This is a genomic window from Hydrogenophaga crocea (assembly GCF_011388215.1).
In the GTDB taxonomy this organism is placed as follows: Bacteria; Pseudomonadota; Gammaproteobacteria; order Burkholderiales; family Burkholderiaceae_C; genus Hydrogenophaga; species Hydrogenophaga crocea.
On record NZ_CP049989.1, the window covers coordinates 2,831,529 to 2,850,587 of the forward strand.

General features: G+C 70.3%; 19 protein-coding genes. 6 read left to right on the forward strand and 13 right to left on the reverse strand.

Annotated elements, in window-relative coordinates:
• Window positions 1–23: 23 nt before the first annotated feature.
• The 3 genes from G9Q37_RS13325 (at window position 24) to G9Q37_RS13335 (ending at window position 2,693) form a co-directional block, all read left to right on the forward strand.
• A complete protein-coding gene (locus G9Q37_RS13325; protein ID WP_166227767.1) occupies window positions 24–959 on the forward strand; it encodes an ATP-binding cassette domain-containing protein in 936 nt (311 codons plus the stop codon).
• Between the two features lie 4 nt (window positions 960–963).
• Complete coding sequence (locus tag G9Q37_RS13330; protein ID WP_166227769.1) at window positions 964–1,782, forward strand: ABC transporter permease; 819 nt, start codon at window positions 964–966, stop codon at window positions 1,780–1,782.
• 119 nt (window positions 1,783–1,901) lie between these two features.
• The gene (locus tag G9Q37_RS13335; protein ID WP_166227771.1) at window positions 1,902–2,693 is read left to right on the forward strand and encodes a hypothetical protein; all 792 of its coding nucleotides are present in this window, start codon (window positions 1,902–1,904) and stop codon (window positions 2,691–2,693) included.
• Between the two features lie 13 nt (window positions 2,694–2,706).
• On the opposite strand, the gene G9Q37_RS13340 is transcribed toward G9Q37_RS13335, so the two are convergent.
• From G9Q37_RS13340 to G9Q37_RS13355, 4 genes are all read right to left on the reverse strand, one after another.
• Window positions 2,707–2,964 carry a hypothetical protein gene (locus G9Q37_RS13340; RefSeq protein ID WP_166227773.1) on the reverse strand — a complete coding sequence of 86 codons (258 nt, stop codon included), beginning with the start codon at window positions 2,962–2,964 and terminating at the stop codon, window positions 2,707–2,709.
• A 161-nt stretch (window positions 2,965–3,125) separates the two neighbouring features.
• Window positions 3,126–4,250 carry a YbdK family carboxylate-amine ligase gene (locus G9Q37_RS13345; RefSeq protein ID WP_166227775.1) on the reverse strand — a complete coding sequence of 375 codons (1,125 nt, stop codon included), beginning with the start codon at window positions 4,248–4,250 and terminating at the stop codon, window positions 3,126–3,128.
• A 7-nt stretch (window positions 4,251–4,257) separates the two neighbouring features.
• Complete coding sequence (locus tag G9Q37_RS13350) at window positions 4,258–5,448, reverse strand: cation:proton antiporter (RefSeq protein WP_166227777.1); 1,191 nt, start codon at window positions 5,446–5,448, stop codon at window positions 4,258–4,260.
• 110 nt (window positions 5,449–5,558) lie between these two features.
• On the reverse strand, window positions 5,559–6,443 hold the full coding sequence (locus tag G9Q37_RS13355) for a methyltransferase (RefSeq protein ID WP_166227780.1): 885 nt from the start codon (window positions 6,441–6,443) through the stop codon (window positions 5,559–5,561).
• A gap of 57 nt (window positions 6,444–6,500) precedes the next feature.
• Here G9Q37_RS13355 and G9Q37_RS13360 point away from each other — a divergent pair, with 57 nt between their 5' ends.
• The 3 genes from G9Q37_RS13360 (at window position 6,501) to G9Q37_RS13370 (ending at window position 8,666) form a co-directional block, all read left to right on the forward strand.
• Window positions 6,501–7,523, forward strand: a complete 1,023-nt coding sequence (locus G9Q37_RS13360) for a serine/threonine protein kinase (protein ID WP_166227782.1) — start codon at window positions 6,501–6,503, stop codon at window positions 7,521–7,523.
• A gap of 204 nt (window positions 7,524–7,727) precedes the next feature.
• Window positions 7,728–8,177 (forward strand): MarR family winged helix-turn-helix transcriptional regulator, encoded by a 450-nt coding sequence (locus G9Q37_RS13365; RefSeq protein ID WP_166227784.1) that lies wholly within the window; start codon window positions 7,728–7,730, stop codon window positions 8,175–8,177.
• 60 nt (window positions 8,178–8,237) lie between these two features.
• Window positions 8,238–8,666: an organic hydroperoxide resistance protein gene (locus G9Q37_RS13370; protein WP_166227786.1), complete on the forward strand. Its 429-nt coding sequence runs from the start codon at window positions 8,238–8,240 to the stop codon at window positions 8,664–8,666.
• 49 nt (window positions 8,667–8,715) lie between these two features.
• On the opposite strand, the gene G9Q37_RS13375 is transcribed toward G9Q37_RS13370, so the two are convergent.
• From G9Q37_RS13375 to G9Q37_RS13415, 9 genes are all read right to left on the reverse strand, one after another.
• Window positions 8,716–9,048, reverse strand: coding sequence for a hypothetical protein (locus G9Q37_RS13375; protein ID WP_166227788.1), 333 nt, complete (start codon window positions 9,046–9,048; stop codon window positions 8,716–8,718).
• 95 nt (window positions 9,049–9,143) lie between these two features.
• Entirely contained in the window at window positions 9,144–10,103 is a 960-nt protein-coding gene (locus G9Q37_RS13380) for a response regulator (protein ID WP_166227790.1), read from the reverse strand.
• Complete coding sequence (locus tag G9Q37_RS13385) at window positions 10,100–11,251, reverse strand: hybrid sensor histidine kinase/response regulator (protein WP_166227792.1); 1,152 nt, start codon at window positions 11,249–11,251, stop codon at window positions 10,100–10,102. The genes G9Q37_RS13380 and G9Q37_RS13385 overlap by 4 nt, the downstream gene beginning before the upstream one ends.
• Window positions 11,248–12,573, reverse strand: coding sequence for a sensor histidine kinase (locus tag G9Q37_RS13390; protein ID WP_166227794.1), 1,326 nt, complete (start codon window positions 12,571–12,573; stop codon window positions 11,248–11,250). The genes G9Q37_RS13385 and G9Q37_RS13390 overlap by 4 nt, the downstream gene beginning before the upstream one ends.
• The gene (locus tag G9Q37_RS13395; protein WP_240936386.1) at window positions 12,570–14,009 is read right to left on the reverse strand and encodes a class I SAM-dependent methyltransferase; all 1,440 of its coding nucleotides are present in this window, start codon (window positions 14,007–14,009) and stop codon (window positions 12,570–12,572) included. The genes G9Q37_RS13390 and G9Q37_RS13395 overlap by 4 nt, the downstream gene beginning before the upstream one ends.
• Before the next feature lie 99 nt (window positions 14,010–14,108).
• Window positions 14,109–15,977: a molecular chaperone HtpG gene (gene htpG / locus G9Q37_RS13400; protein WP_166227796.1), complete on the reverse strand. Its 1,869-nt coding sequence runs from the start codon at window positions 15,975–15,977 to the stop codon at window positions 14,109–14,111.
• A gap of 110 nt (window positions 15,978–16,087) precedes the next feature.
• Window positions 16,088–17,341, reverse strand: a complete 1,254-nt coding sequence (locus G9Q37_RS13405; protein WP_166227798.1) for a PGAP1-like alpha/beta domain-containing protein — start codon at window positions 17,339–17,341, stop codon at window positions 16,088–16,090.
• Between the two features lie 54 nt (window positions 17,342–17,395).
• On the reverse strand, window positions 17,396–18,385 hold the full coding sequence (locus G9Q37_RS13410) for a pseudouridine synthase (protein WP_240936387.1): 990 nt from the start codon (window positions 18,383–18,385) through the stop codon (window positions 17,396–17,398).
• 162 nt (window positions 18,386–18,547) lie between these two features.
• A complete protein-coding gene (locus G9Q37_RS13415) occupies window positions 18,548–18,958 on the reverse strand; it encodes a hypothetical protein (RefSeq protein ID WP_240936388.1) in 411 nt (136 codons plus the stop codon).
• Window positions 18,959–19,059: the final 101 nt, after the last annotated feature.

Here is a 19,059-nt window from a genome sequence, read left to right on the forward strand (position 1 = left end):
GGGCCACGGGCACAATGCCGGCCATGACGCAACCCCTGTTCGAGGTCACGGACCTCGTCAAGCGCTACGGCGACGCCACGGTGGTCAACGGCCTGGGCTTTCGCATCGACCCGGGTGAGTGCCTGGGCGTGATCGGCCCCAACGGCGCGGGCAAGACCACCACCATCAAGATGTGCCTGGGCCTGACCGCGCCCGACGCCGGCCGCATCACGGCCTTCGGGCTGGACATGCCGCGCGACGCGCTGGCGATCAAGGCGCGGCTGGGCGTGGTGGCGCAGATGGACACGCTGGACCCCGATTTCAACGCCGAGGAAAACCTGCTGGTCTACGGCCGCTACTTCGGCCTGGCCGACGCGGCCATCCGCGAGCGCATTCCGCGCCTGCTGGAATTCGCGGCGCTCACGCACAAGGCCAAGGCGCGGCCGGGCGAGCTTTCAGGCGGCATGAAGCGGCGGCTGTCGCTGGCGCGCGCGCTGGTCAACGACCCGCAGCTGCTGCTGCTCGACGAACCCACCACCGGCCTCGACCCGCAGGCGCGCCACCTGATGTGGGAGCGCCTGCAGCTGCTGCTGCAGCAGGGCAAGAGCATCCTGCTCACCACGCACTTCATGGACGAGGCCGAGCGCCTGTGCTCGCGCCTGCTGGTGCTCGACCACGGCCGCAAGATCGCCGAAGGCCGGCCGCGCGAGCTGATCGCGCAGCACCTCGAGCCCGACGTGGTGGAGGTGTACGGCCCGGGCGCGCTCGACATCGCACAACGCGAGGAGCACGCGGCGCTGCGCGCGCTGGCCTCGCGCGTGGAGGTCAGCGGCGAGACCGTGTTCCTCTACACGGCGCAGGCCCAGCCCATCCTGGCCGCGCTGGCCCACCAGCACGCGCTGCGCACCCTGCACCGCCCTGCCAACCTCGAAGACCTGTTCCTGAAACTCACGGGTCGCCAGATTCGCGAAGATGGCTGAAACCATGGCATCCATAGCTTCCAACCCCTGGTCGCCGCCGCGCCTGTCGCGCCGCTGGTGGCCCGTGTTCCTGCGCAACCTGCTGGTGTGGCGCAAGCTCGCGCTGCCGAGCGTGGTGGCCAACATCGCCGAGCCGCTGATCTGGCTCGTGGCCTTCGGCTACGGCCTGGGCGCGCTGGTGGGCACGGTGAACATGCCCGCTCCGGGCGGCACCGTGGCCGTGCCCTACATCCTGTTCCTGGCCAGCGGCAGCATCTGCATGAGCGCCATGAATGCGGCCACCTTCGAGGCCCTGTACTCGGCGTTCTCGCGCATGCACGTGCAAAAGACCTGGGACGGCATCCTCAACGCGCCCGTGAGCCTGGACGACGTGGTGCTGGCCGAGATGCTGTGGGCCGGCTTCAAGGCCTTGTTCACGGTCACGGTGATCATGCTGGTGATGCTGGGCCTGGGCATCACGCACACGCCCAAGCTGCTCGTGGCCTGGCCGGTGCTCTGGGCCACGGGCATCACCTTCTCGTGCATCGCGCTGGTGTTCAACGCCCTGGCCAAGGGCTACGACTTCTTCAGCTACTACTTCACGCTGGTGCTCACGCCCATGATGTTCCTGTCGGGCGTGTTCTTCCCGCGCGAGCAGCTGCCCGCGCCGGTGCTGCTGCTGTCCGACCTGCTGCCGCTCACGCACGCGGTGCAGCTGGTGCGCCCGCTGTTCATGGACCAGTGGCCCACGAACGCCGCACTGCACCTTGCGGTGCTGGTGGTCTATGCGGTCGCGGCCTTCTGGCTCGCGCTCGCGCTCACGCGCAAACGCTTCGCGCGCTGAGGGCCTGCCTCGGCCGCGCCTGGCCAGTCGGGCTAAGGCGCGGTTTACCCCGCGCGGCGGATAGGCACCGCCGCGCCGTGTCCGGACACTGTAAGCCGTTCACGGACACAGGCGGCGGCATGAATGGCTTTCAAAAGATCGTGTGTGCGGGGGCCTTGTGCGGCCTCGCGGCCTGCGGCGGCTCGCCCGGCGACGGCGGGGGGACCGCGGCGCCCGAGCCCGGCACCCCGGCCAGCCACACGCTGACGGGCCACTGGATCGACCCCAACAACGGCACGGTGCTCATGGTCACGCCCGACGGCCTGAGCTACGGCGTGCTGCACACCGGCGCGGACGCGACCCTGGTGCGCGGCACGCTCACGCTCACGGGCACCACCCTGCCGCCGCTGCCGCTCGATGCGGTGAACGCCAGCGGCGAATCGAACCAGCGGCAGTTCACGGTGCAGGGCGGCCTGCAGCCCTCGGGGGCCCTGGCGTTCGAGGTGAGCGATCCCAAGGGGGTCGGCGGTCCGGTCACACTGGTGGTCGACACCGCGTACGAACCGCCGCTGCCCCTGGCGCAATGGGCGGGCAGCTACGTGGGTCTGGCGCAGGTGGCGGGCCTGCAGGGCGAATGCCTGCTCGAACTCGACGCCAACGGCGGTCTGGCCATGAGCAACACCCCGACCGCGGGCGACGTGGCTTGCGACGCCACCGGCCGGCTGGACGACGTGCCGGGCGCGCCGTCCCTCAAATCCTTCAAGCTCTGCTTCGCGGGCACGGGCTGCAATCTCAGCGACAACCCCTCGTTCGAAGGGCTGGCCCGCCTGGCCGGCGCAGCGCCCTCACCAACCGGCCCGCGGCCCCTGCTGACCCTGGTGGGCATGGACCTCGACGCCCAGAACGGGCTGCTGATCGAGGCCCGGCCCTGAGGGTCGCGGACGTTCAGTGAACCGCGCTCAGGCCCGGTTGGGCGTCGGCGTAGGCCTCGATGCCGCTGTCCATGAATTCCTCTTCGTCGATCGCCGCGTCGAATTCGCGGATCGTGGTGTTGAACAGCGTGGGGATCAGCGGCTTGTCCAGCGGGCGGCACACCCGGCCAGCCAGGCTGCGAAGCGGCTTGCTCTCTTCCATGGCGCTGATCACGGCCTCGGGGTCGAGCATCATCACGAAGGGGTTGGTGCGGTGGGCAAACGGGTTCATGGCGCGGTCCTGGGAAAAGAAGGTGTCACAAGGCGTGTTTCGATGGAAACAAACTGTATAGACGCGACCCCGCCGGGTTAAGTCGGTGCTTTGCCATGCAACGTGTAGGAAATTCCCCGACATCCGCAGGGAACTTCCCTATGCGCCATTCGTGACGGATGTCACGGTCCGTGCCGCAGAGCCTCCACGCTCGACCGCACAACCGCCTCCACGCTGCCGCTGTCCTGGTAACGGGCGCGCAGGAAGCTCGCGTGGTTGCCCACCCGGGCCGCGGTGCGCTCGATCTCGTCGAGCGCCGCCAGGCTGTTGAGGGCCTGGGCGTGCGGCGTGATCACGCGCAAGGTGGCCAGCACGTCCTCGCGGATGCTGATCGACTCGCGCGTCTTGGGATTGACCATCATGCCGTCGAGCCCGAAGCGGCAGGCCTGGAAGCGGTTGTAGGTGTAGACGAGGTAATCGTCTTCCTCGGGCGGCGGTTCGGTGCGCAGCAGCAGATGGCGGCACAGGGCCTGCAGGTAGCAGGCCAGGCCGGCCGCACGCTCCACCGTCAACGGCGTGTCGCACACGCGCAGCTCGATGGTGCCGTACTCGGGCTTGGGCCGGATGTCCCAGTAGAAGTCCTTCATGGACTTGACGACGCCCGTGCTCTCCATCTTGGTGAAGTACACGTTGGCGAACTCCTCCCAGCTCAGCACGAAGGGCGCGCGCCCGCTCAGCGGAAAGGCGAACACCGAGTTCAGGCGCGCCGAGTCGAACAGCGTGTCCACCCCCTGCGAGAACGGCGACGAAGCCGACAGCGCGATGAAGTGCGGCACGTAGCGGTTGAGCGAGTGCAGCAGGAACAGCGCTTCGTCGGGCGAGCTGCAGCCGATGTGCACGTGCTGGCCGAACACGGTGAACTGCTTGGCGAGGTAGCCGTAGAGCCCCGAAAGCTGGTGGAAGCGCGGCTTGGCGAAGATGCGCTGCTCGAACCAGCGCTGGAACGGGTGCGTGCCCCCGCCCGCGAGCTCGATGTTGAGGCGGTCGCCCGCGCCCACCAGGGTGTCGCGGATGTCCTGCAGCTGCTTGAGCAGGGGCCCGTGCTCGGTGTGCACGCCGGTCGCGATCTCGATCATGCTCTGCGTCATCTCGGGCGTGACGGTGCCCGGGAAGGGCTTGCGCGCGAGCAGATCGAGCAGGTCGTTGGCGCTGCTGGAGAGGTCGTGGTCGTAGCTGTTGACGAGCTGGAGTTCGAGCTCCACGCCCATGGTCAGCGAATCGGAGGCCTTGAAGGTTTCCAACGGCATGGGGGCATCACTCCTTGGTCACGTGGGTTTCGTTCGCGGCCATCAGCGAACGCTGCGTGACGACGGGGCCGAACAGCTCCTGCAGCAGCATCATGCCGGCCAGGGCCGCCAGCACCTGCACCGCGGGCTCGAAGCCGTAGAGGCGGGTCTGCTCGATGAGCAGGATGGCGAAGGCCGACATGGGCGTGAGTGCCAGGCCGGTGAGCACGCCCTTGCGCTCCGAGATGCCCGACAGCCGTGCCGCGGCCAGGTTGCACAGCACCTTGGTGACGGTGCGCGCGAGGATCAGCACCACGCCGAGCACGAAGGTGTGGGTGACGTCGGTCCAGGTCAGCAGCGAGGCGATGTAGACGAACAGGAACACCGACAGCATGTCACCCGCGGTGCCGAAGTCGCGCTGCGCGCTCGAGAGGTGAACGCGGCGCTCGCGCGCCACGATACCGAAGGTGAGCGCGGCCAGCAGCGGCGACAGCATGAGCCCGTAGGCCGCGGTGGTGAGCAGCACCACCGCGAGCGCGAACACCACGGTCACGCCGCGCTCGTGCGCGCCACGCAGCCGCAGCATCCAGGACACCGCCACGCCCAGCAGGCCGCCCACCGCGATTGAAGTGCCGACCACGTGCACGCTGTTGAAAGCCGCGAGCACGATGTCGCCCGAGGTGGACAGCGTCCAGTAGGCCACCACCAGCTTGAGCGCCAGCACCGACATCAGGCAGTTGATGGCGCACAGGTGCAGCACGCGCTCGGTGGCCTGCCCGGTGCTGCGCAACTCGTTGGCCACGCGCAGCACACCCGCGGGCGAGGCCGAGATGGACAGCGAGGCGATGATCAGGCGGTGGTCGACCGGCAGGGCGAACCAGCCCGACACCCAGTACACGACGCCGAAAGTGGCCAGCGACTCGACCACGCCCAGCACCAGCACCCAGGGGTTGTGGCGGAACCAGCGCAGGTTCATGCGGTAGCCGAGCTCGAACAGCACCAGCGCGAGCGCCACGTTGGCCAGGAAGGGCAGGCCCGGGATGTCGGTGGTGAGCCCGGGCAGGTTGATCAGGCCGCCGATCAGGCCCACCGCCACATAGCTCGTGACCCGGGGCACGTGCCAGCGCTCGAGCAGCCACTCGCCCGCGACCCAGGCGATCAGCAGCGCCAGCGGCCAGGCGATGGCCTGCAACAGAAAAGCGAAATCGGTCTGGACCAAGGATGCGTCTCCGGCAATACGCCCATGCGCACCGGCGGGGCCGGCGGCGCGGGCGAGCGGCCCCGGGGGGCCGGCGTTCATCGGATGGCGGCCGTGCAGGCCACCGCGAATCAGACCGCGAAGCGGGTCTGGAGGTCTTGCAAGCCGAACGTGTCGAGCATTTGCAGCAGCCGCTGTCGCGCGTGCTCGCGCTGTCCATGGCGGTCGTGGGGCATTCTACGTGCCAGGATCAGTTCGTTCTTCATCGAGTGCTCCCAGCCCACGAGTTCGGTCACCGTCACATCGTAACCATGGGCCTGCAGGCGCAGGCAGCGCAGCACGTTGGTGATCTGGCTGCCGAACTCGCGCGTGTGCAAGGGGTGGCGCCAGAGCTCGGCCAGCGGCGTGCGTTTGAGCGACAAGGCCTTGTGCTGGCGCATCACGCTCGCGGCTTCGGCCTGGCAGCACGGCACCAACACCAGGTGGCGCGCATCGCGCGCGAGCGCGAAGTCGATCGCGTCGTCGGTGGCGGTGTCGCAGGCGTGCAGCGCGGTCACCACGTCGATGCGCGCCGGCAGTTCGGCGTCGGTGATGGCCTGCTGCACCGTGCCGGCCAGGAACTGCATGCGCTCGAAGCCCAGTTGCGCCGCCAGCGCGCGCGACTTTTCCACCAGCTCGCTGCGCGCCTCGACACCCAGCACGCGGCCCGCGCCGCGCGGACGCAGCACGAGGTCGTACAGGATGAAGCCGAGATAGGACTTGCCCGCGCCGTGATCGGCCAGCAGCACGTCGCCCTGCTCGTCGAGCACCTCGGCCAGCAGCGGCTCGATGAACTGCACCAGGTGGTAGACCTGCTTGAGCTTGCGCCGCGTGTCCTGGTTGAGCTTGCCCTCGCGCGTGAGGATGTGCAGCTCCTGCAAGAGGGCGATGGACTGGCCCTCGCGCAGCTCGGGCAACTGCTGCTGCAAGCTGGGCGCGGGCGGGCGCGGGTTCTTCGTGCGGGACGCGGCGGACATGGCGGCGATGATAGGTGAGCCGCTGCGGGGACAATCGCGTTCCACCGCCGCAAGACCATGTCCGCTTCCCACCCATTCGAACAACTCACCCCCGACGTGGTGCTCGACGCGCTCGATGCCGCGGGCCTGCGCGGCGACGGCCGCCTGACCACCCTCAACAGCTTCGAGAACCGCGTCTACCAGGTGATGCTCGAGCCCGACTTCGACGGGCACGGCGCGGTGGTGGCCAAGTTCTACCGGCCGCAGCGCTGGAATGCGGTGCAGATCGGGGAAGAGCACGCCTTCGCGGCCGAACTCGCGGCCGCCGAAGTGCCCGTGGTGGCGCCACTGACCCCCCAGGGCCGTTCGCTGCACGAGCACGCCGGCTTCTTCTGGGCCGCCAGCCCGCGCCGCGGCGGCCGCCGGCCCGAGCTCGACGACCCCGAGGTGCTCGAATGGATCGGCCGCTTCCTCGCGCGGCTGCACACCGTGGGCGCGGCCGGATCCTTCCGCCACCGGCCGCGCCTGGACGTGCAGCGCATGGCGCACGAACCCCTGGCCTGGCTGGCCGAACACGATGTGGTGCCGCTGGAGGTGCAGCGCGAATGGCGCGAAGTGGCGGCCGAGGCCGTGACCCGGGTGGAGCGGCACGCGGTGCTGCGTGGCGAGGCCCTGCCCGATGGCCCGGCCTGCATCCGCCTGCACGGCGACTGCCATCCGGGCAACATCCTCTGGACGCCCGAGGGCCTGCCCGGCGCGGGCCCGCACTTCGTCGACCTCGACGACGCCTGCAGCGGCCCCGCCGTGCAGGACCTGTGGATGCTGCTGTCGGGCGATCGCCACCAGCAGACGCTGCAGCTGAGCGCCCTGCTCGACGGCTACGAGCAGTTCCGCGACTTCGACCGCCGCGAGCTCGCGCTGATCGAGCCGCTGCGCACGCTGCGCCTGATCCACTACAACGCCTGGATCGCCCGCCGCTGGGACGACCCGAGCTTCCCGCCCAACTTCCCCTGGTTCGGCCACCCCGATCACTGGCGGGGCCAGGTGCGCCTGCTGCGCGAGCAGATCGACGCCATGGCCGAGCCGCCGCTCGTGGCCTGACATCCCGGTCAACGCCGGAAACACTTTCTCCCGGTACCCGCCTGCGGCCTTGGGCAGAATGGTTCGCGCCGGTCGCCTCCGCGCCCGGTGAAGGCCCCAGCCACGCCCGGACGAAGACGATCGCGATCCGCTTGCCCCTGCCTGCAATATGGGATTTGTGCGATTCAATTGCACGCAATCTAATTGCTCTCAACAATACGCCCCATGTCAAGCGCACGCCCCTCTGCCGACGACCTGCTCAAGCTCGATCACCAGCTCTGTTTCGCGCTGTACTCGGCTTCGCTGGCCATGACCAAGCTCTACAAGCCCTGGCTCGACGAACTGGGCCTGACCTACCCGCAGTACATCGCGATGCTCGCGCTCTGGGAGGAAGACGGCATGACCGTCTCCGCCCTCGGTGAGCGGCTGCACCTCGACTCGGGCACGCTCACGCCGCTGCTCAAGCGGCTCGAAGCCGCCGAGTACCTGGTGCGCCTGCGCGATGTCGACGACGAGCGCCGCGTGCGCATCCGCCTCACGCCCGCGGGGCGCCGCCTGCGCACGCGCGCCGCGCGCATCCCGCCCTGTGTGCTCGACGCCGCGCAATGCTCGGTCAGCGAAGCGCTGGCCCTCACCCGCGAGGTGCGCGCCCTGCGCGACCGCCTCAGTGCCTGACCCCGATCACCCTTTTCCCCAACGCCGCCGCCCGTGCGGCACAACCCTCAGGAGCTCACCATGCCCACGCAACTCGACAAAGTCGTCTACACCGCCCGTGCCCACACCACCGGGGGCCGCGAGGGCAGCTCGCGCAGCGACGACGGCCTGCTGGACGTGAAACTCTCGCCGCCCAAGGCCATGGGCGGCGCGGGCAACGCCACCAACCCCGAGCAGCTGTTCGCCGCCGGCTACTCGGCCTGCTTCATGGGCGCGCTCAAGCACGTGGCGGGCATGAAGAAGGTGGCCGTGCCGGCCAACGCCTCGATCGACGCAGAAGTGGACATCGGCCCCATCCCGCAGGGCTTCGGCATCGCGGCCCGCCTCAACATCAGCCTGCCCGGCCTGGACCGCGCCGTGGCCCAGGACCTGATCGACACCGCGCACCAGGTCTGCCCCTACTCCAACGCCACGCGCGGCAACATCCCGGTGACGCTGACCCTGGTCTGAGCCGCCGCAGCCCCGAAAAAAAACCGCCGGCTCCGGCGGTTTTTTTCGTTCAGCGCGGCACCTCGGGCCGCGCGTTCGGGTCGTGGATCACGGTGCTCGTGCCCACCCCCACGCCGGCGCGCACACCGCTGTTGCCGATCTCGGTGCTGGCGCCCACCCCGGCCCCGGCGCTCACGCGGCCGCGCTGGTCCACCCCCACCCCCACACCAACCGGCCCCACCCCGGTGCCCACGCCCAGGCTCACGCCGTTGTTGCTGGCACCGACGCCGATCGAGATCGGCCCCACGGGGATGCCGATGCCCACGCCCACGCTGCTGCAACCCGCGAGCGCGGCAATGGCCAGCACCGTCGCGGCGCGGCTGACAAGGGGAAAACGGGCCATGGTGAACTCCTGCGATCGTGGTCGGCCCCATTGTGACCGCCCACACCTCCCGGGGTTCCGAGGGGGCCGTGCTGCCCCCACCCGCCGGTCGGGTCTCAGGCGGCCTGCGGCACGGCGGCCTCGATGGCGTCGGCCAGCCAGCCACGCCGGGGCGCCTGGGCTTCGGCCGGCACCACATCGATGTGCGCGCCGGCCACGCGCAGCTGCGCGGCCCCTTCCACCCACAACAACCAGGCCAGACAGGCGCTGTCGGCCGCGCCGATCGCCGACCCGGGTTCGGCGCCGAGCACGGCGGTGAGCACGGCCGGCCCGGGCAGGGCCAGCGATCCGCCCGAAGCGCTGAGGCCGAGCGCGTTCGCCAGCACACCGAGGCGTTCGTCTCCCCCGGCGGGCGGTGCACCCCAGAGGGCCCACCATTGGCGCACCTGGTCCACCAGCTGCACCGCGCGTTCGCCCTCGGCGGACAGCAGCTCGGCGTAGTCCCAGCGCCGCCAGTCGACCGCGGGCGAGGCCGCACCGGCCGCCAGCGCGGCCCGCACATACGCGTGCACCGCGGCCTCGTGGCCGCCACGGCCCAGCGCCGCGGCCACCGCCGTGAGCTGCGCGATGCGCTGGCCCAGCAGACGGGCCTGCTCCACCATGAGCTTCTCGCGCAGCAGGCCGTCGCGCTCGGCGCGCAAGGCGGCCAGCTCGAGCGCGTTGCGCAGGTCGGCGCGCAGGTGTTCGAGTTCCCAGGGCTTGGCGATGTAGCGGTAGATCTCGCCGCTGTTGATGGCCTCGATGGCCTCGCCAATGTCGGAGTACGCGGTGGTGAGCATGCGCACCACCGCGGGGTGGCGCTCGCGCGCGTGCCGCAGCAGCTCGTTGCCGCGCGCGCCGGGCATGCGCTGGTCGCTCACGAGCACGGCGATCTCGCCGGCGTGGGCGTCGAGCAGCGCGCGGCCTTCGTCCACCGAGGTGGCGGTGAGCACCGGCGCGAGCGGACTCACGAGGCGCTCGAAGTACTTGAGCGCCATCGCCTCGTCATCGACGTACAGGATCTTGTTGCGGGTCACGGGGAAACCTCCACTGGTCTTGTCTCGGGAAACAGGAGCGTCACCGTCGCGCCACCGCCTTCGGTGTCACCCACGGCGATGTCGCCGCCGATCGATGTCATCACGCGCCGGCAGAACAGCAGGCCCATGCCCGTGCCGCCCGAGCCCGATGCCACGGGTTGGAGCGTGAGCCGGTCTTTCAGTTCGGCGGGCAGGCCGGGGCCGTTGTCGATCACGCGCAGGCTCGGCCGCGGCGTGCGGCACAGCGCCAGTTCGATGCGTGGGGCAGGCTGCGCCTGGCCCTGCTGGGCCTGCAGCGCATTCTTGATCAGCGTGCAGAGCACCAGGTACAGCAGGTCGCGCTGGCGCGAGGGCACGGGGAAGTCGGCGTCGAGCGCGGTGTGCAGGCGCTCGCGCTCGCCGGGCTCGAAGGGGTATTCGTGCAGCGCCGCGCGCACCAGATCGCCGGCCGTGAGCGAGGCCTGGCTGTCGGGCCGGTAGGCCTCGCGCGCGGTGTTGACGAAGCTCGTGACCAGCGACTGCGCGTACTCGGCGCGGCGCTGGGCGGCCTCGATCATGCGCAGGGTGTCGCCGGGCGCGGCATCGGGCAGGGGCGCGCCGGTAGTGGCGTCACCACCGCTGGCGCGGTCGCGCAGCGCGGCGAGGTAGCCGCTCACGGTGGCGAGCGGCGTGCGCACCTCGTGCGCGAGAAAGCCCAGCGTCTCGCGCAGCATGGCGGCGCGGCGCTCGCCCAGCGCGCGCTCGTGGGCGCGCTGGCGCGCCGTGGCCAGGGCCTCGCGCAAGACCTGCCGCGTGAGCGGTTCGTCGAGCGGTTTCTCCAGGATGTGCTCGACCCGGCCCAGGTTCACCGCCTGCAGCGCCACGTCCTTGTCGGCGTAGGCCGACATGAGCACGCGCACCACGTGCGGGTGCGAGCCGCTGACCGCGGCGAGCAGGTCCACGCCGGTGTGGCGCGGCATGCGGTAGTCGGTCATGAGCACGGCCACCTCGCTGCCGCGCGCGGCCAGCACCGCCAGGGCCTCTTCCATGCCGCTGGCGGTGAGCACGGTGAACTCGTCGCCATAGCGGCGTGCGAACCACTTGCAGGCCTGCGCCTCGTCGTCCACCAGCAGCACGGCGTGGGCGTCGATCGGCCCGGGCGCGTTCACACCGGCCTCCCAAGGTCGAAGTGGAACTCGGTCCAGGCGCCGTGTTCGCTGCGCACGCTCAGGGTGCCGCCGTGGCGCTGCACGATGCCATAGCTGATGCTCAGGCCCAGGCCCAGGCCGCTGCCCACGTCGCGCGTGGTGAAGAAGGGCTCGAAGACGCGTTCGAGGTTCTCGGGCAGGATGCCCTGGCCGTTGTCGCGCACCGTGACGTGCATGCGATCGCCCTCGATCACGGCCTTCACCACCACCTCGGGTTTGTCGCGCTGGGCCACACGCACCGCGTGCGCGGCGTTGCTCAGCAGGTTGATCATCACGCCGATCAGCGCGGGCTCGTCGCCGAGCACGTGCGTGTCCTGCGGCAGGTCGAGCCGCACGGCCACGTCCTTGAGGTCGAAGCCGGCGAGCCGCACCGCCGAGCGCACCGCGTTCTCGAACAGGAAGGGGCGCAGGCTGTCGCCGCCCGGCTTCTGGTACGCAAAGGTCTTGAGGTCGGTGACGATGTTCTGGATGCGCACCAGGCCTTCGCGCGCGTCGGCCAGGCTTTCGGCGAGCATCGGATCTTGCTGGGCAGCGGGCAGCTGGCGGCCCATGTCGATGGCCATGAGGCTGAAGTTCACCGGGTTGTTCAGCTCGTGCAGCAGGCCGGCCGACAGCGTGCCGATCGCCGCCATCTTCTCGCGGTGCACCAGCTGGCCCTTGACCTCGGTAAGGGTCTGGTTGATCTCGACCAGCGACGCGTTCTTCGCGCGCACCTCGCGCTGCAGCGAGAACAGGCGCAGCCGGGCGCGCTCGTTGAACCAGGTGCACACCGCCGCCGCCGCGGCCGAGAACAGGATGAACAGCGCATTGGTGGTCAGCATGCCGGTGTGCATCACGTCATTGGCATTGAACACACAGGCCAGCAGGTACAGGCCCAGCGTGACCAGACCGAAGCTCACCGACTCGAAGAAGCTGATGGGCAGGATGATGCCCACCGCGTACAGCGCCAGGTGCAGGCCCACGAAGTAGATCGACTCGACCCCGTCGGTCTGCTGGATCATCCCGGCGATCATGGCCTGCGGCAGCAGCAGCCAGACCATGGTGAGCACGCGCACGTGGCGGCGGCCGAAGCCGGTGAACAGCAGGCCGAAGATGAACGCAGTGGCCAGCGCAACGCCCACGCGCGCGGCCAGAAATTCGCGCCAGTAGGCGGGGTAGCTCGAGAGATCGAGGCCCACACCGCCCAGCACCAGCACGATGGACGTGATGCAGCCCGCACGGCTGTAGGTGACGCGAAAGTCCGCCAGCTCTTCCTGGTAGTCCTGCGCGGCCGGCGCGTTCATGCGGTGCGCTCGGGGGTCGAAGCCGGGGACACGGCCAGGGGCGCACCAAATTCTGCGAACACGTTGACGCCGGTGTCGTCGGTGTAGAGCTCGACCGGTCCGTCGACCTCGGGAATGATCGCCCGCATCTGCGCGTGGTCGCGGTAGATCAGGTGCCACTCCAGCAGGTGCTCCATGCCGAAGCGTTCGGGGTTGTCGGCGTGCACGTTGGTCACCAGCAGGCGCGCGCCCGGGTTGCAGCTGTGCAGGAAGTAGCGCATGAGCCGGTTGCAGACCTTGTCGGACAGGTAATCGAACAGGCCGGCGCAATACACCACGTCGTGCCCTTCGCCCGGCGTCGCGGGCGCCTGGCGAGCCGGGCGCTTGAGCAGGTCGTGCACCGACTCGTGAACGTAGTCGACCGACACGCTGCGGCCATGGGCGCGTGAAGCTTCTTCGATGCGCGCGCGGGTGTAGTCGAGCGTCTCGCGGCTGAAGTCGACCAGTGTGAAATGCAGGCGCGACAGGTCGCGCCCGCTGGCGAGCATGCGCTGCACCTCGATCGCGGGGCCGCAGCCCACGTTCAGGATGCGCAACGGCCGCCCTTCGCGCTCGGCCGCATCCGCCGCGCGCCCCAGAAAAGCCATGAGCAGTTCGATGCGGTTGCGGTGGGCCTGGGCCACGGCCGCGCGCAGGAACATGGCATTGACGATCTGGAAGTAGGTGCTGTTGCCCTGGCGCGGATCGCCCAGGATCTGGTTGACCATTTCGTAGTCGCCCGCGTAGCCCAGCGGCTTCGTGAAGGTGCGCCACACGAAAGGCGCACGCAGCAGCAGCGGGTGCAGCGCGGCCTGGGCGAAGGCGCGGTGCAGCGGTGCGTCTTCTTCGGGCAGGCTCGCTGCCTCGGCCTCGAGCCGTATCAGGAACTCCTTGCCCTTGACCATCAGCGGCTCGGCCATGGACGCGAACACGTCTTCCTGCAGGCGGCCATCGGGCGCCTTGGGCAGCGAGGCCGCGAGGTCGGCCTGGTCGACCCAGCGGGCCGTCTCGGCGAGGAAGGCGCGAAACTCGCTGATGGCCACCTGGTACGTGTGGCGAACCTTGAATCGCTCTTCCCAGTCCTGCACGAAGCGCTGGGCTTCGTGGCGCACCTGATCGACGTTGCCGTGCGCCACGGCATTGAGGTCGGACCATTCGTCCGTGAGCGCCACCGACACCACGGCCATGAGGCCGGTGTTGAGCATGCCCACCACCACGGCCTTGCCCTTGTACAGCGCCTGGTCGCCCGAGCGGATGGTGAGCTCGCTCAGCACCTCGCTCACCTGCACGATGGAGTACGGGTTGTAGATCTCCATCACCAGGGCGCGGCGCTGCACGCTGGTGAGCGTGCCCCGGGCCGCTTCACCCTGGCTGTTGCGAAACGAAATGGCTGGATCGTAGGGGCGCTGGAATTGCACGGCTGATCTGATCTGCGGACGTTGTTCAGGCGTCGCGGATCCCGCGCCGAACCAGAGGCGAGTGTAGTGAAGACCTCGCCCCCTGTTTCAACTTCTTGCTCACGCCTGCGTGAGCAGGCCGTTCACGCGCCGCACATAGGCCGCCGGGTCTTCGGGCAGACCGCCCTCGGCGAGCAGCGCCTGATCGAACAGCACCTGCGCGAGGTCGTCGAAATGCGCCGAGCCTTCGAGGCGCTTGACCAGCGGGTGGCCGGCGTTGATCTCGAGGATGGGTTTGACCTCGGGCGCCTGCTGTCCGGCCTGCTTGAGCAGGCGCGCGAGCTGCAGCGAGTAGTCGCCGTCGGCCACCACCAGGCAGGCCGGCGAGTCGACCAGGCGCGAGCTCACGCGCACGTCCTTGGCCTTGTCCTTGAGGCTTTCGCGCAGCTTCTCGAGCACCGGCTTGAAGCCCTCGGCCGCTTCCTCCGCGGCCTTGCGCTCGGCCTCGTCCTGCAGGTCGCCCAGGTCGACCGCGCCCTTGGCCACGCTCTGCAGCGGCGTGCCCTCGAACTCGGTCAGGAAAGACAGCGCCCACTCGTCCACGCGGTCGGCCATCAGCAGCACCTCGATGCCCTTCTGGCGGAACAGCTCGAGCTGCGGGCTGTTGCGGGCGGCGGCCAGGGTCTCGGCCGTGAGGTAGTAGATGGCCTTCTGGCCGTCCTTCATGCGCGCCTTGTAGTCGGCGAGCGCGGTGGTGTCGGTCTGCGTGGTGCTCGCAAAGCGCAGCAGCTTCGCGATCTTGTCGCGGTTGGCGAAGTCTTCGCCCAGGCCTTCCTTGAGCACGGCGCCGAAGGCGGCATAGAACGTCGCGTATTTCTCGCCGTCCTTGCTGAGCTCGTCGAGCATGGCGAGCACGCGGCGGGTGTTGCCCTCGCGGATGGCGCGCACGTCGCGGCTTTCCTGCAGCAGCTCGCGGCTCACGTTGAGCGGCAGGTCCGCCGAGTCCACCACGCCCTTGACCCAGCGCAGGTAGGCCGGCATGAGGCTCTCGGCCTCGTCCATGATGAACACGCGCTTGACGTAGAGCTTGATGCCGGCCTTGCGGTCGCGGTTCCACAGGTCGTGCGGCGCGTGCGCGGGGATGTAGAGCAGCTGCGTGTACTCGGTGCTGCCTTCCACGCGGTTGTGGCTCCAGGCCAGGGGCGCTTCGCTGTCGTGGCTCAGGGTCTTGTAGAACTCGGTGTACTGCTCGTCGCTCACGTCCTTCTTGGGGCGCGACCAGAGTGCGTTGGCCGAGTTGACGGTCTCCCACTCGGGCTTGGTCACGTACTCGCTCTTCTCGGCGTCCCAGGCCTCGGCCTGCATGCGGATGGGCAGACTGATGTGGTCGCTGTAGCGCTCGATGATGGTCTTGAGCTTCCAGTGGTTGAGGTACTCGGTCTTGTCCTCGCGCAGGTGCAGGATGACGCTGGTGCCGCGCTCGGCGCGCTCGATCGCCTCGACCTCGAAGTCGCCGCTGCCGCCGCTGCTCCAGCGCACGCCCTCGGCCGCGGGCAGGCCCGCGCGGCGGCTCTCCACCACGATGCGGTCGGCCACGATGAAGCCCGAATAAAAGCCCACGCCGAACTGGCCGATGAGCTGGGCGTCCGACTTCTGGTCGCCGCTCAACTTGCTCACGAAATCGCGCGTGCCGCTCTTGGCGATGGTGCCCAGGTGGTCGATCGCCTCCTGCGCGCTCATGCCGATGCCGTTGTCGGTGATGGTGATGGTGCGGGCGGCCTTGTCGAAGGCCACGCGCACCTGGAGCTCGGGCGCGTCCTCGTAGAGCGCGGCGTTGTTCAGGGCCTCGAAGCGCAGCTTGTCGCAGGCGTCCGAGGCGTTGGAGACCAGCTCGCGCAGGAAGATGTCGGGGTTGGAGTACAGCGAGTGCGTCACGAGGTGCAGCAGCTGGGCCACCTCGGCCTGGAAGGAATGGGTCTGTTTGCTCATGGCTGGAATGGTGAGGGAGAGGGAAAACGCCCGCCTGGGCACAAGCCGCGGCGCATTTGGGGATGCGGCCCAGGTTTTTCAAGACCCGGGTACGCCGCCCGCGCGGCGGCTCATCCGGCCGACGCGTCGGGTGGCGCCAGCCAGCGCCGCAACTGATCGGCCACGGCGGGGCTGGACAGGAGGTCGAGATGGCCGGTGCGGTAGACCACGCGCTGGTTGCCGCGCGCGAAGGCGAGCCGGCGCGCGGGGTCGTCGTGCTCGCCCAGCGCGCTGCGCAGCGGCACCAGGCCGTCGCCCACCAGCCGGTCGGCCAGCAGGTCGCGACGCGAAGCCAGGCAGGCTGCGACGGCCAGGCAGACCACGCCCTCGGGCAGCGGCAGGGGCGCCTCGGGCGCGGCCTCGTCGGCAGCGCGCACCTGGCCGTGGCGCAGGTCGGTGATGCCCGCGCTGCGCAGCCGGCCCAGGCGCGCCAGCGGGGCCGAGAACGGCGACGAGGCGAGCAGCAGATCGGCGCCATGGCCCGCGCGCTCCAGCGGTGCGCCGTGGTGCGGCGTGCCCAGGAACACCAGGTGGCGCACCCGGTGCGGCCAGCGGTGTCCGGCGCGCTGCCCCGCGTGCATGGCACTGCGCGCCAGCAGGCCACCCATGCTGTGGCCGACCAGCGTGATGCCCTGCAGCGCTGCCGGCCAAACCGACAGCAGGCGCTCCAACCGCTCGGCCAGCGCGCGGCCGTTGGCCGCGATCGGCAGGCCGCTGTTGTAACGCAGGTGCACGGGCGTGGCCTGCAGCGCCTGGGCCAGCACCTCGGTGTGGTCGTGGCCGCCGCGGCGCCACTGCAGATCGTTCATGCACAGGCCGTGCAGCATCAGCAGCAGGTGCGGCGTGGGGCGCTGCAGCCGCAGCGCGGCGGGGTCGGCCGGGCCGTCGACGCGCAGCGGCAGCACGCGCCCGCCCTCGCGCAGCTCCATGGGCTGGGCCAGGCCGTTGCCCAACGCCACCAGGCGGTCGCCGAGCACGCCGTTGAGCGCTGCCAGCACGGCCTCGCGCGCGGGCGAGTCGGCGTCGGCCTCGGCGGGCCGGTCGAGCAAGGGCAGCAGCGCACGCAGCGCGCCGTCGATGCCGCTGCCCAGGCCGTGCGCGACGCCACGCACGGCGCCGTACACGCGCCCGGTCAGGCCGCCGGTGCGCCCCTCGGCCGCGCCCGCGGGCAGGCCGACGCGGTGCCGCACGGCCTGGTGCACGCCCTCGGTGATGCCGATGACGCCCAGCGTGGCCTGGGTGGCCAGCTGGGCCAGCGCGCGCAGGTCGCCCGCACGCAGGTGCCGCGGCCGGCCGGGTGGGGGGGGTGAGGGTGGGCGGGCCATGGCCCATTGTGGCCACGCGCCTTCCGCGGCCCCGAGCCCTTCAGACCGGCGGTGTCAGAAGTGCTCGTCGGGCTGCAGGTAGCGCCACTGCCCGGGCGGCAGCTTGCCCAGCAGCACGCGGCCGATGCGCACGCGCTTCAAGCCCACCACGTGCAGGCCCACGGCCTCGCACATGCGGCGGATCTGGCGCTTCTTGCCCTCGGTGAGCACGAAGCGCAGCTGCTCGGGGTTGAGCCAGTCGACCTGCGCGGGCTTGAGCGGCTGGTCGTCGAGCGACAGGCCGTGGCGCAGCAGGGCCAGGCGATCGGGCGGGAACACCGACTGCACGTCCTGCTCGACCACGTCGGGCGCGCGCGGGCCGTTGGGGGCCCACACCACGCGCACCAGGTATTCCTTTTCCACACCGCTGTCTTCGCCGATCAGGGCGCGCGCCACGCGGCCGTCCTGGGTCAGCACCAGCAGACCGGTGGAATCGATGTCGAGCCGGCCCGCGGGCGCCAGGCCCTTGAGCTGCGCGGGCGAGAAGCGGCGCGGGCCGCGGTCTTCCTTCCAGCGGCTGCGCGACTGCACCAGCGAGACCGCGGCGGGGTGGCCGTCTTCGGGCTGGCCGCTCACGTAGCCCATGGTCTTGTGCAGCAGGATGGTCACGCGCTCGCCCTGCGATTGGCGCGCCTCGGGCAGGATCTCGATGCGCGCGTCGTCGCGCACCGGCTGACCCATCTGGGCCACCTGCCCGTCCACCAGCACCCAGCCCTGGCCGATCCAGTCGTCGGCTTCGCGGCGCGAGCACAGGCCCAGTTCGGCCATGCGCTTGTTCAGGCGTGTGCCTTCGCGCGGCGGCAGGGGCTCGCGCGCCGCTGCGGGCGGCGGCGGCGGGGCGGCGGAGCGGGCCAGCACGGCGAGCGCCCGGGCCCGCGCCTCGGCGGGATCGATCGGAGCGGCCGGCGGGGTCGGGGGTGTGGTCTTGCGTTTCGGGGCCGCGGCGGGCGGCGCCGCGGGGTCGAGCGGGCGCGGCCGGGGCGCGGGCGGCTGGGCCGCGCTCATGGGTTGGGCGCGCCGGGCCCCGCGGCCGCACCGGCGGGCGGCGCGGGGCACGGGGGTCGGCGGGCGGCTGGGGCGCCGCGGGTTTGAGGGAGAGGGTGCGCTTGGGGGAATCGGAGGCCATGGCGGGATTGTCCGCTCACCGCCCCCGCTTCAGCCGGTCACTCAGCCCTTGGTGGCCTTGATGGCGCGTTCGTGCGCGGCCTTGGCGTCGGCCTTGCACACCTTCTCGGCGTCGCCGGCCTGGTCTTCGCACTTCTCCTTGGCGATCGCGTAGGCCGTGTCGGCCTTCACCTCTTCCAGCTTGCGCGCATGGCCCGGCGAGGGCTTGTACTGGTTCTCGAGCTCGGCCTTTTCCACGCGCTCCTTGCCCTTGGCCTCCTCCTGGCAAACGTCCTTGGCGTTGTCCTTCAAGGTGTCGCAGGCCTTCTTGGCGTTCTTGTGGTTCATCTCGATGCGCTCTTTGGCCGCGTTGTATTCGGCCTTGGTCATGGCCGCCGAGGCCGGTGCGGTCTGCGCGGCGGCGATGGCCGAAGCGGCACACAGGGCGAGGGCGGTGAGGATCTTGGTGGTCATGTGGGCCTCCGGTGGTTGCTGAGGCCCCATCTTCGGCACCGGGTGCGGGCCGCGCCGTCGGACAAACGCGGCGCGCCGTGTAGGAGAAGCCCCCCGCGCCG

Coding starts and splice junctions, on each gene's coding strand:
- G9Q37_RS13340 (WP_166227773.1), bottom strand. CDS start 2,964: ATGAACCCGTTTGCCCACCGCACCAACCCCTTCGTGATGATGCTCGAC.
- G9Q37_RS13325 (WP_166227767.1), top strand. CDS start 24: ATGACGCAACCCCTGTTCGAGGTCACGGACCTCGTCAAGCGCTACGGC.
- G9Q37_RS13355 (WP_166227780.1), bottom strand. CDS start 6,443: ATGTCCGCCGCGTCCCGCACGAAGAACCCGCGCCCGCCCGCGCCCAGC.
- G9Q37_RS13365 (WP_166227784.1), top strand. CDS start 7,728: ATGTCAAGCGCACGCCCCTCTGCCGACGACCTGCTCAAGCTCGATCAC.
- G9Q37_RS13335 (WP_166227771.1), top strand. CDS start 1,902: ATGAATGGCTTTCAAAAGATCGTGTGTGCGGGGGCCTTGTGCGGCCTC.
- G9Q37_RS13370 (WP_166227786.1), top strand. CDS start 8,238: ATGCCCACGCAACTCGACAAAGTCGTCTACACCGCCCGTGCCCACACC.
- G9Q37_RS13410 (WP_240936387.1), bottom strand. CDS start 18,385: ATGAGCGCGGCCCAGCCGCCCGCGCCCCGGCCGCGCCCGCTCGACCCC.
- htpG (WP_166227796.1), bottom strand. CDS start 15,977: ATGAGCAAACAGACCCATTCCTTCCAGGCCGAGGTGGCCCAGCTGCTG.
- G9Q37_RS13405 (WP_166227798.1), bottom strand. CDS start 17,341: ATGGCCCGCCCACCCTCACCCCCCCCACCCGGCCGGCCGCGGCACCTG.
- G9Q37_RS13360 (WP_166227782.1), top strand. CDS start 6,501: ATGTCCGCTTCCCACCCATTCGAACAACTCACCCCCGACGTGGTGCTC.
- G9Q37_RS13415 (WP_240936388.1), bottom strand. CDS start 18,958: ATGACCACCAAGATCCTCACCGCCCTCGCCCTGTGTGCCGCTTCGGCC.
- G9Q37_RS13345 (WP_166227775.1), bottom strand. CDS start 4,250: ATGCCGTTGGAAACCTTCAAGGCCTCCGATTCGCTGACCATGGGCGTG.
- G9Q37_RS13330 (WP_166227769.1), top strand. CDS start 964: ATGGCATCCATAGCTTCCAACCCCTGGTCGCCGCCGCGCCTGTCGCGC.
- G9Q37_RS13375 (WP_166227788.1), bottom strand. CDS start 9,048: ATGGCCCGTTTTCCCCTTGTCAGCCGCGCCGCGACGGTGCTGGCCATT.
- G9Q37_RS13390 (WP_166227794.1), bottom strand. CDS start 12,573: ATGAACGCGCCGGCCGCGCAGGACTACCAGGAAGAGCTGGCGGACTTT.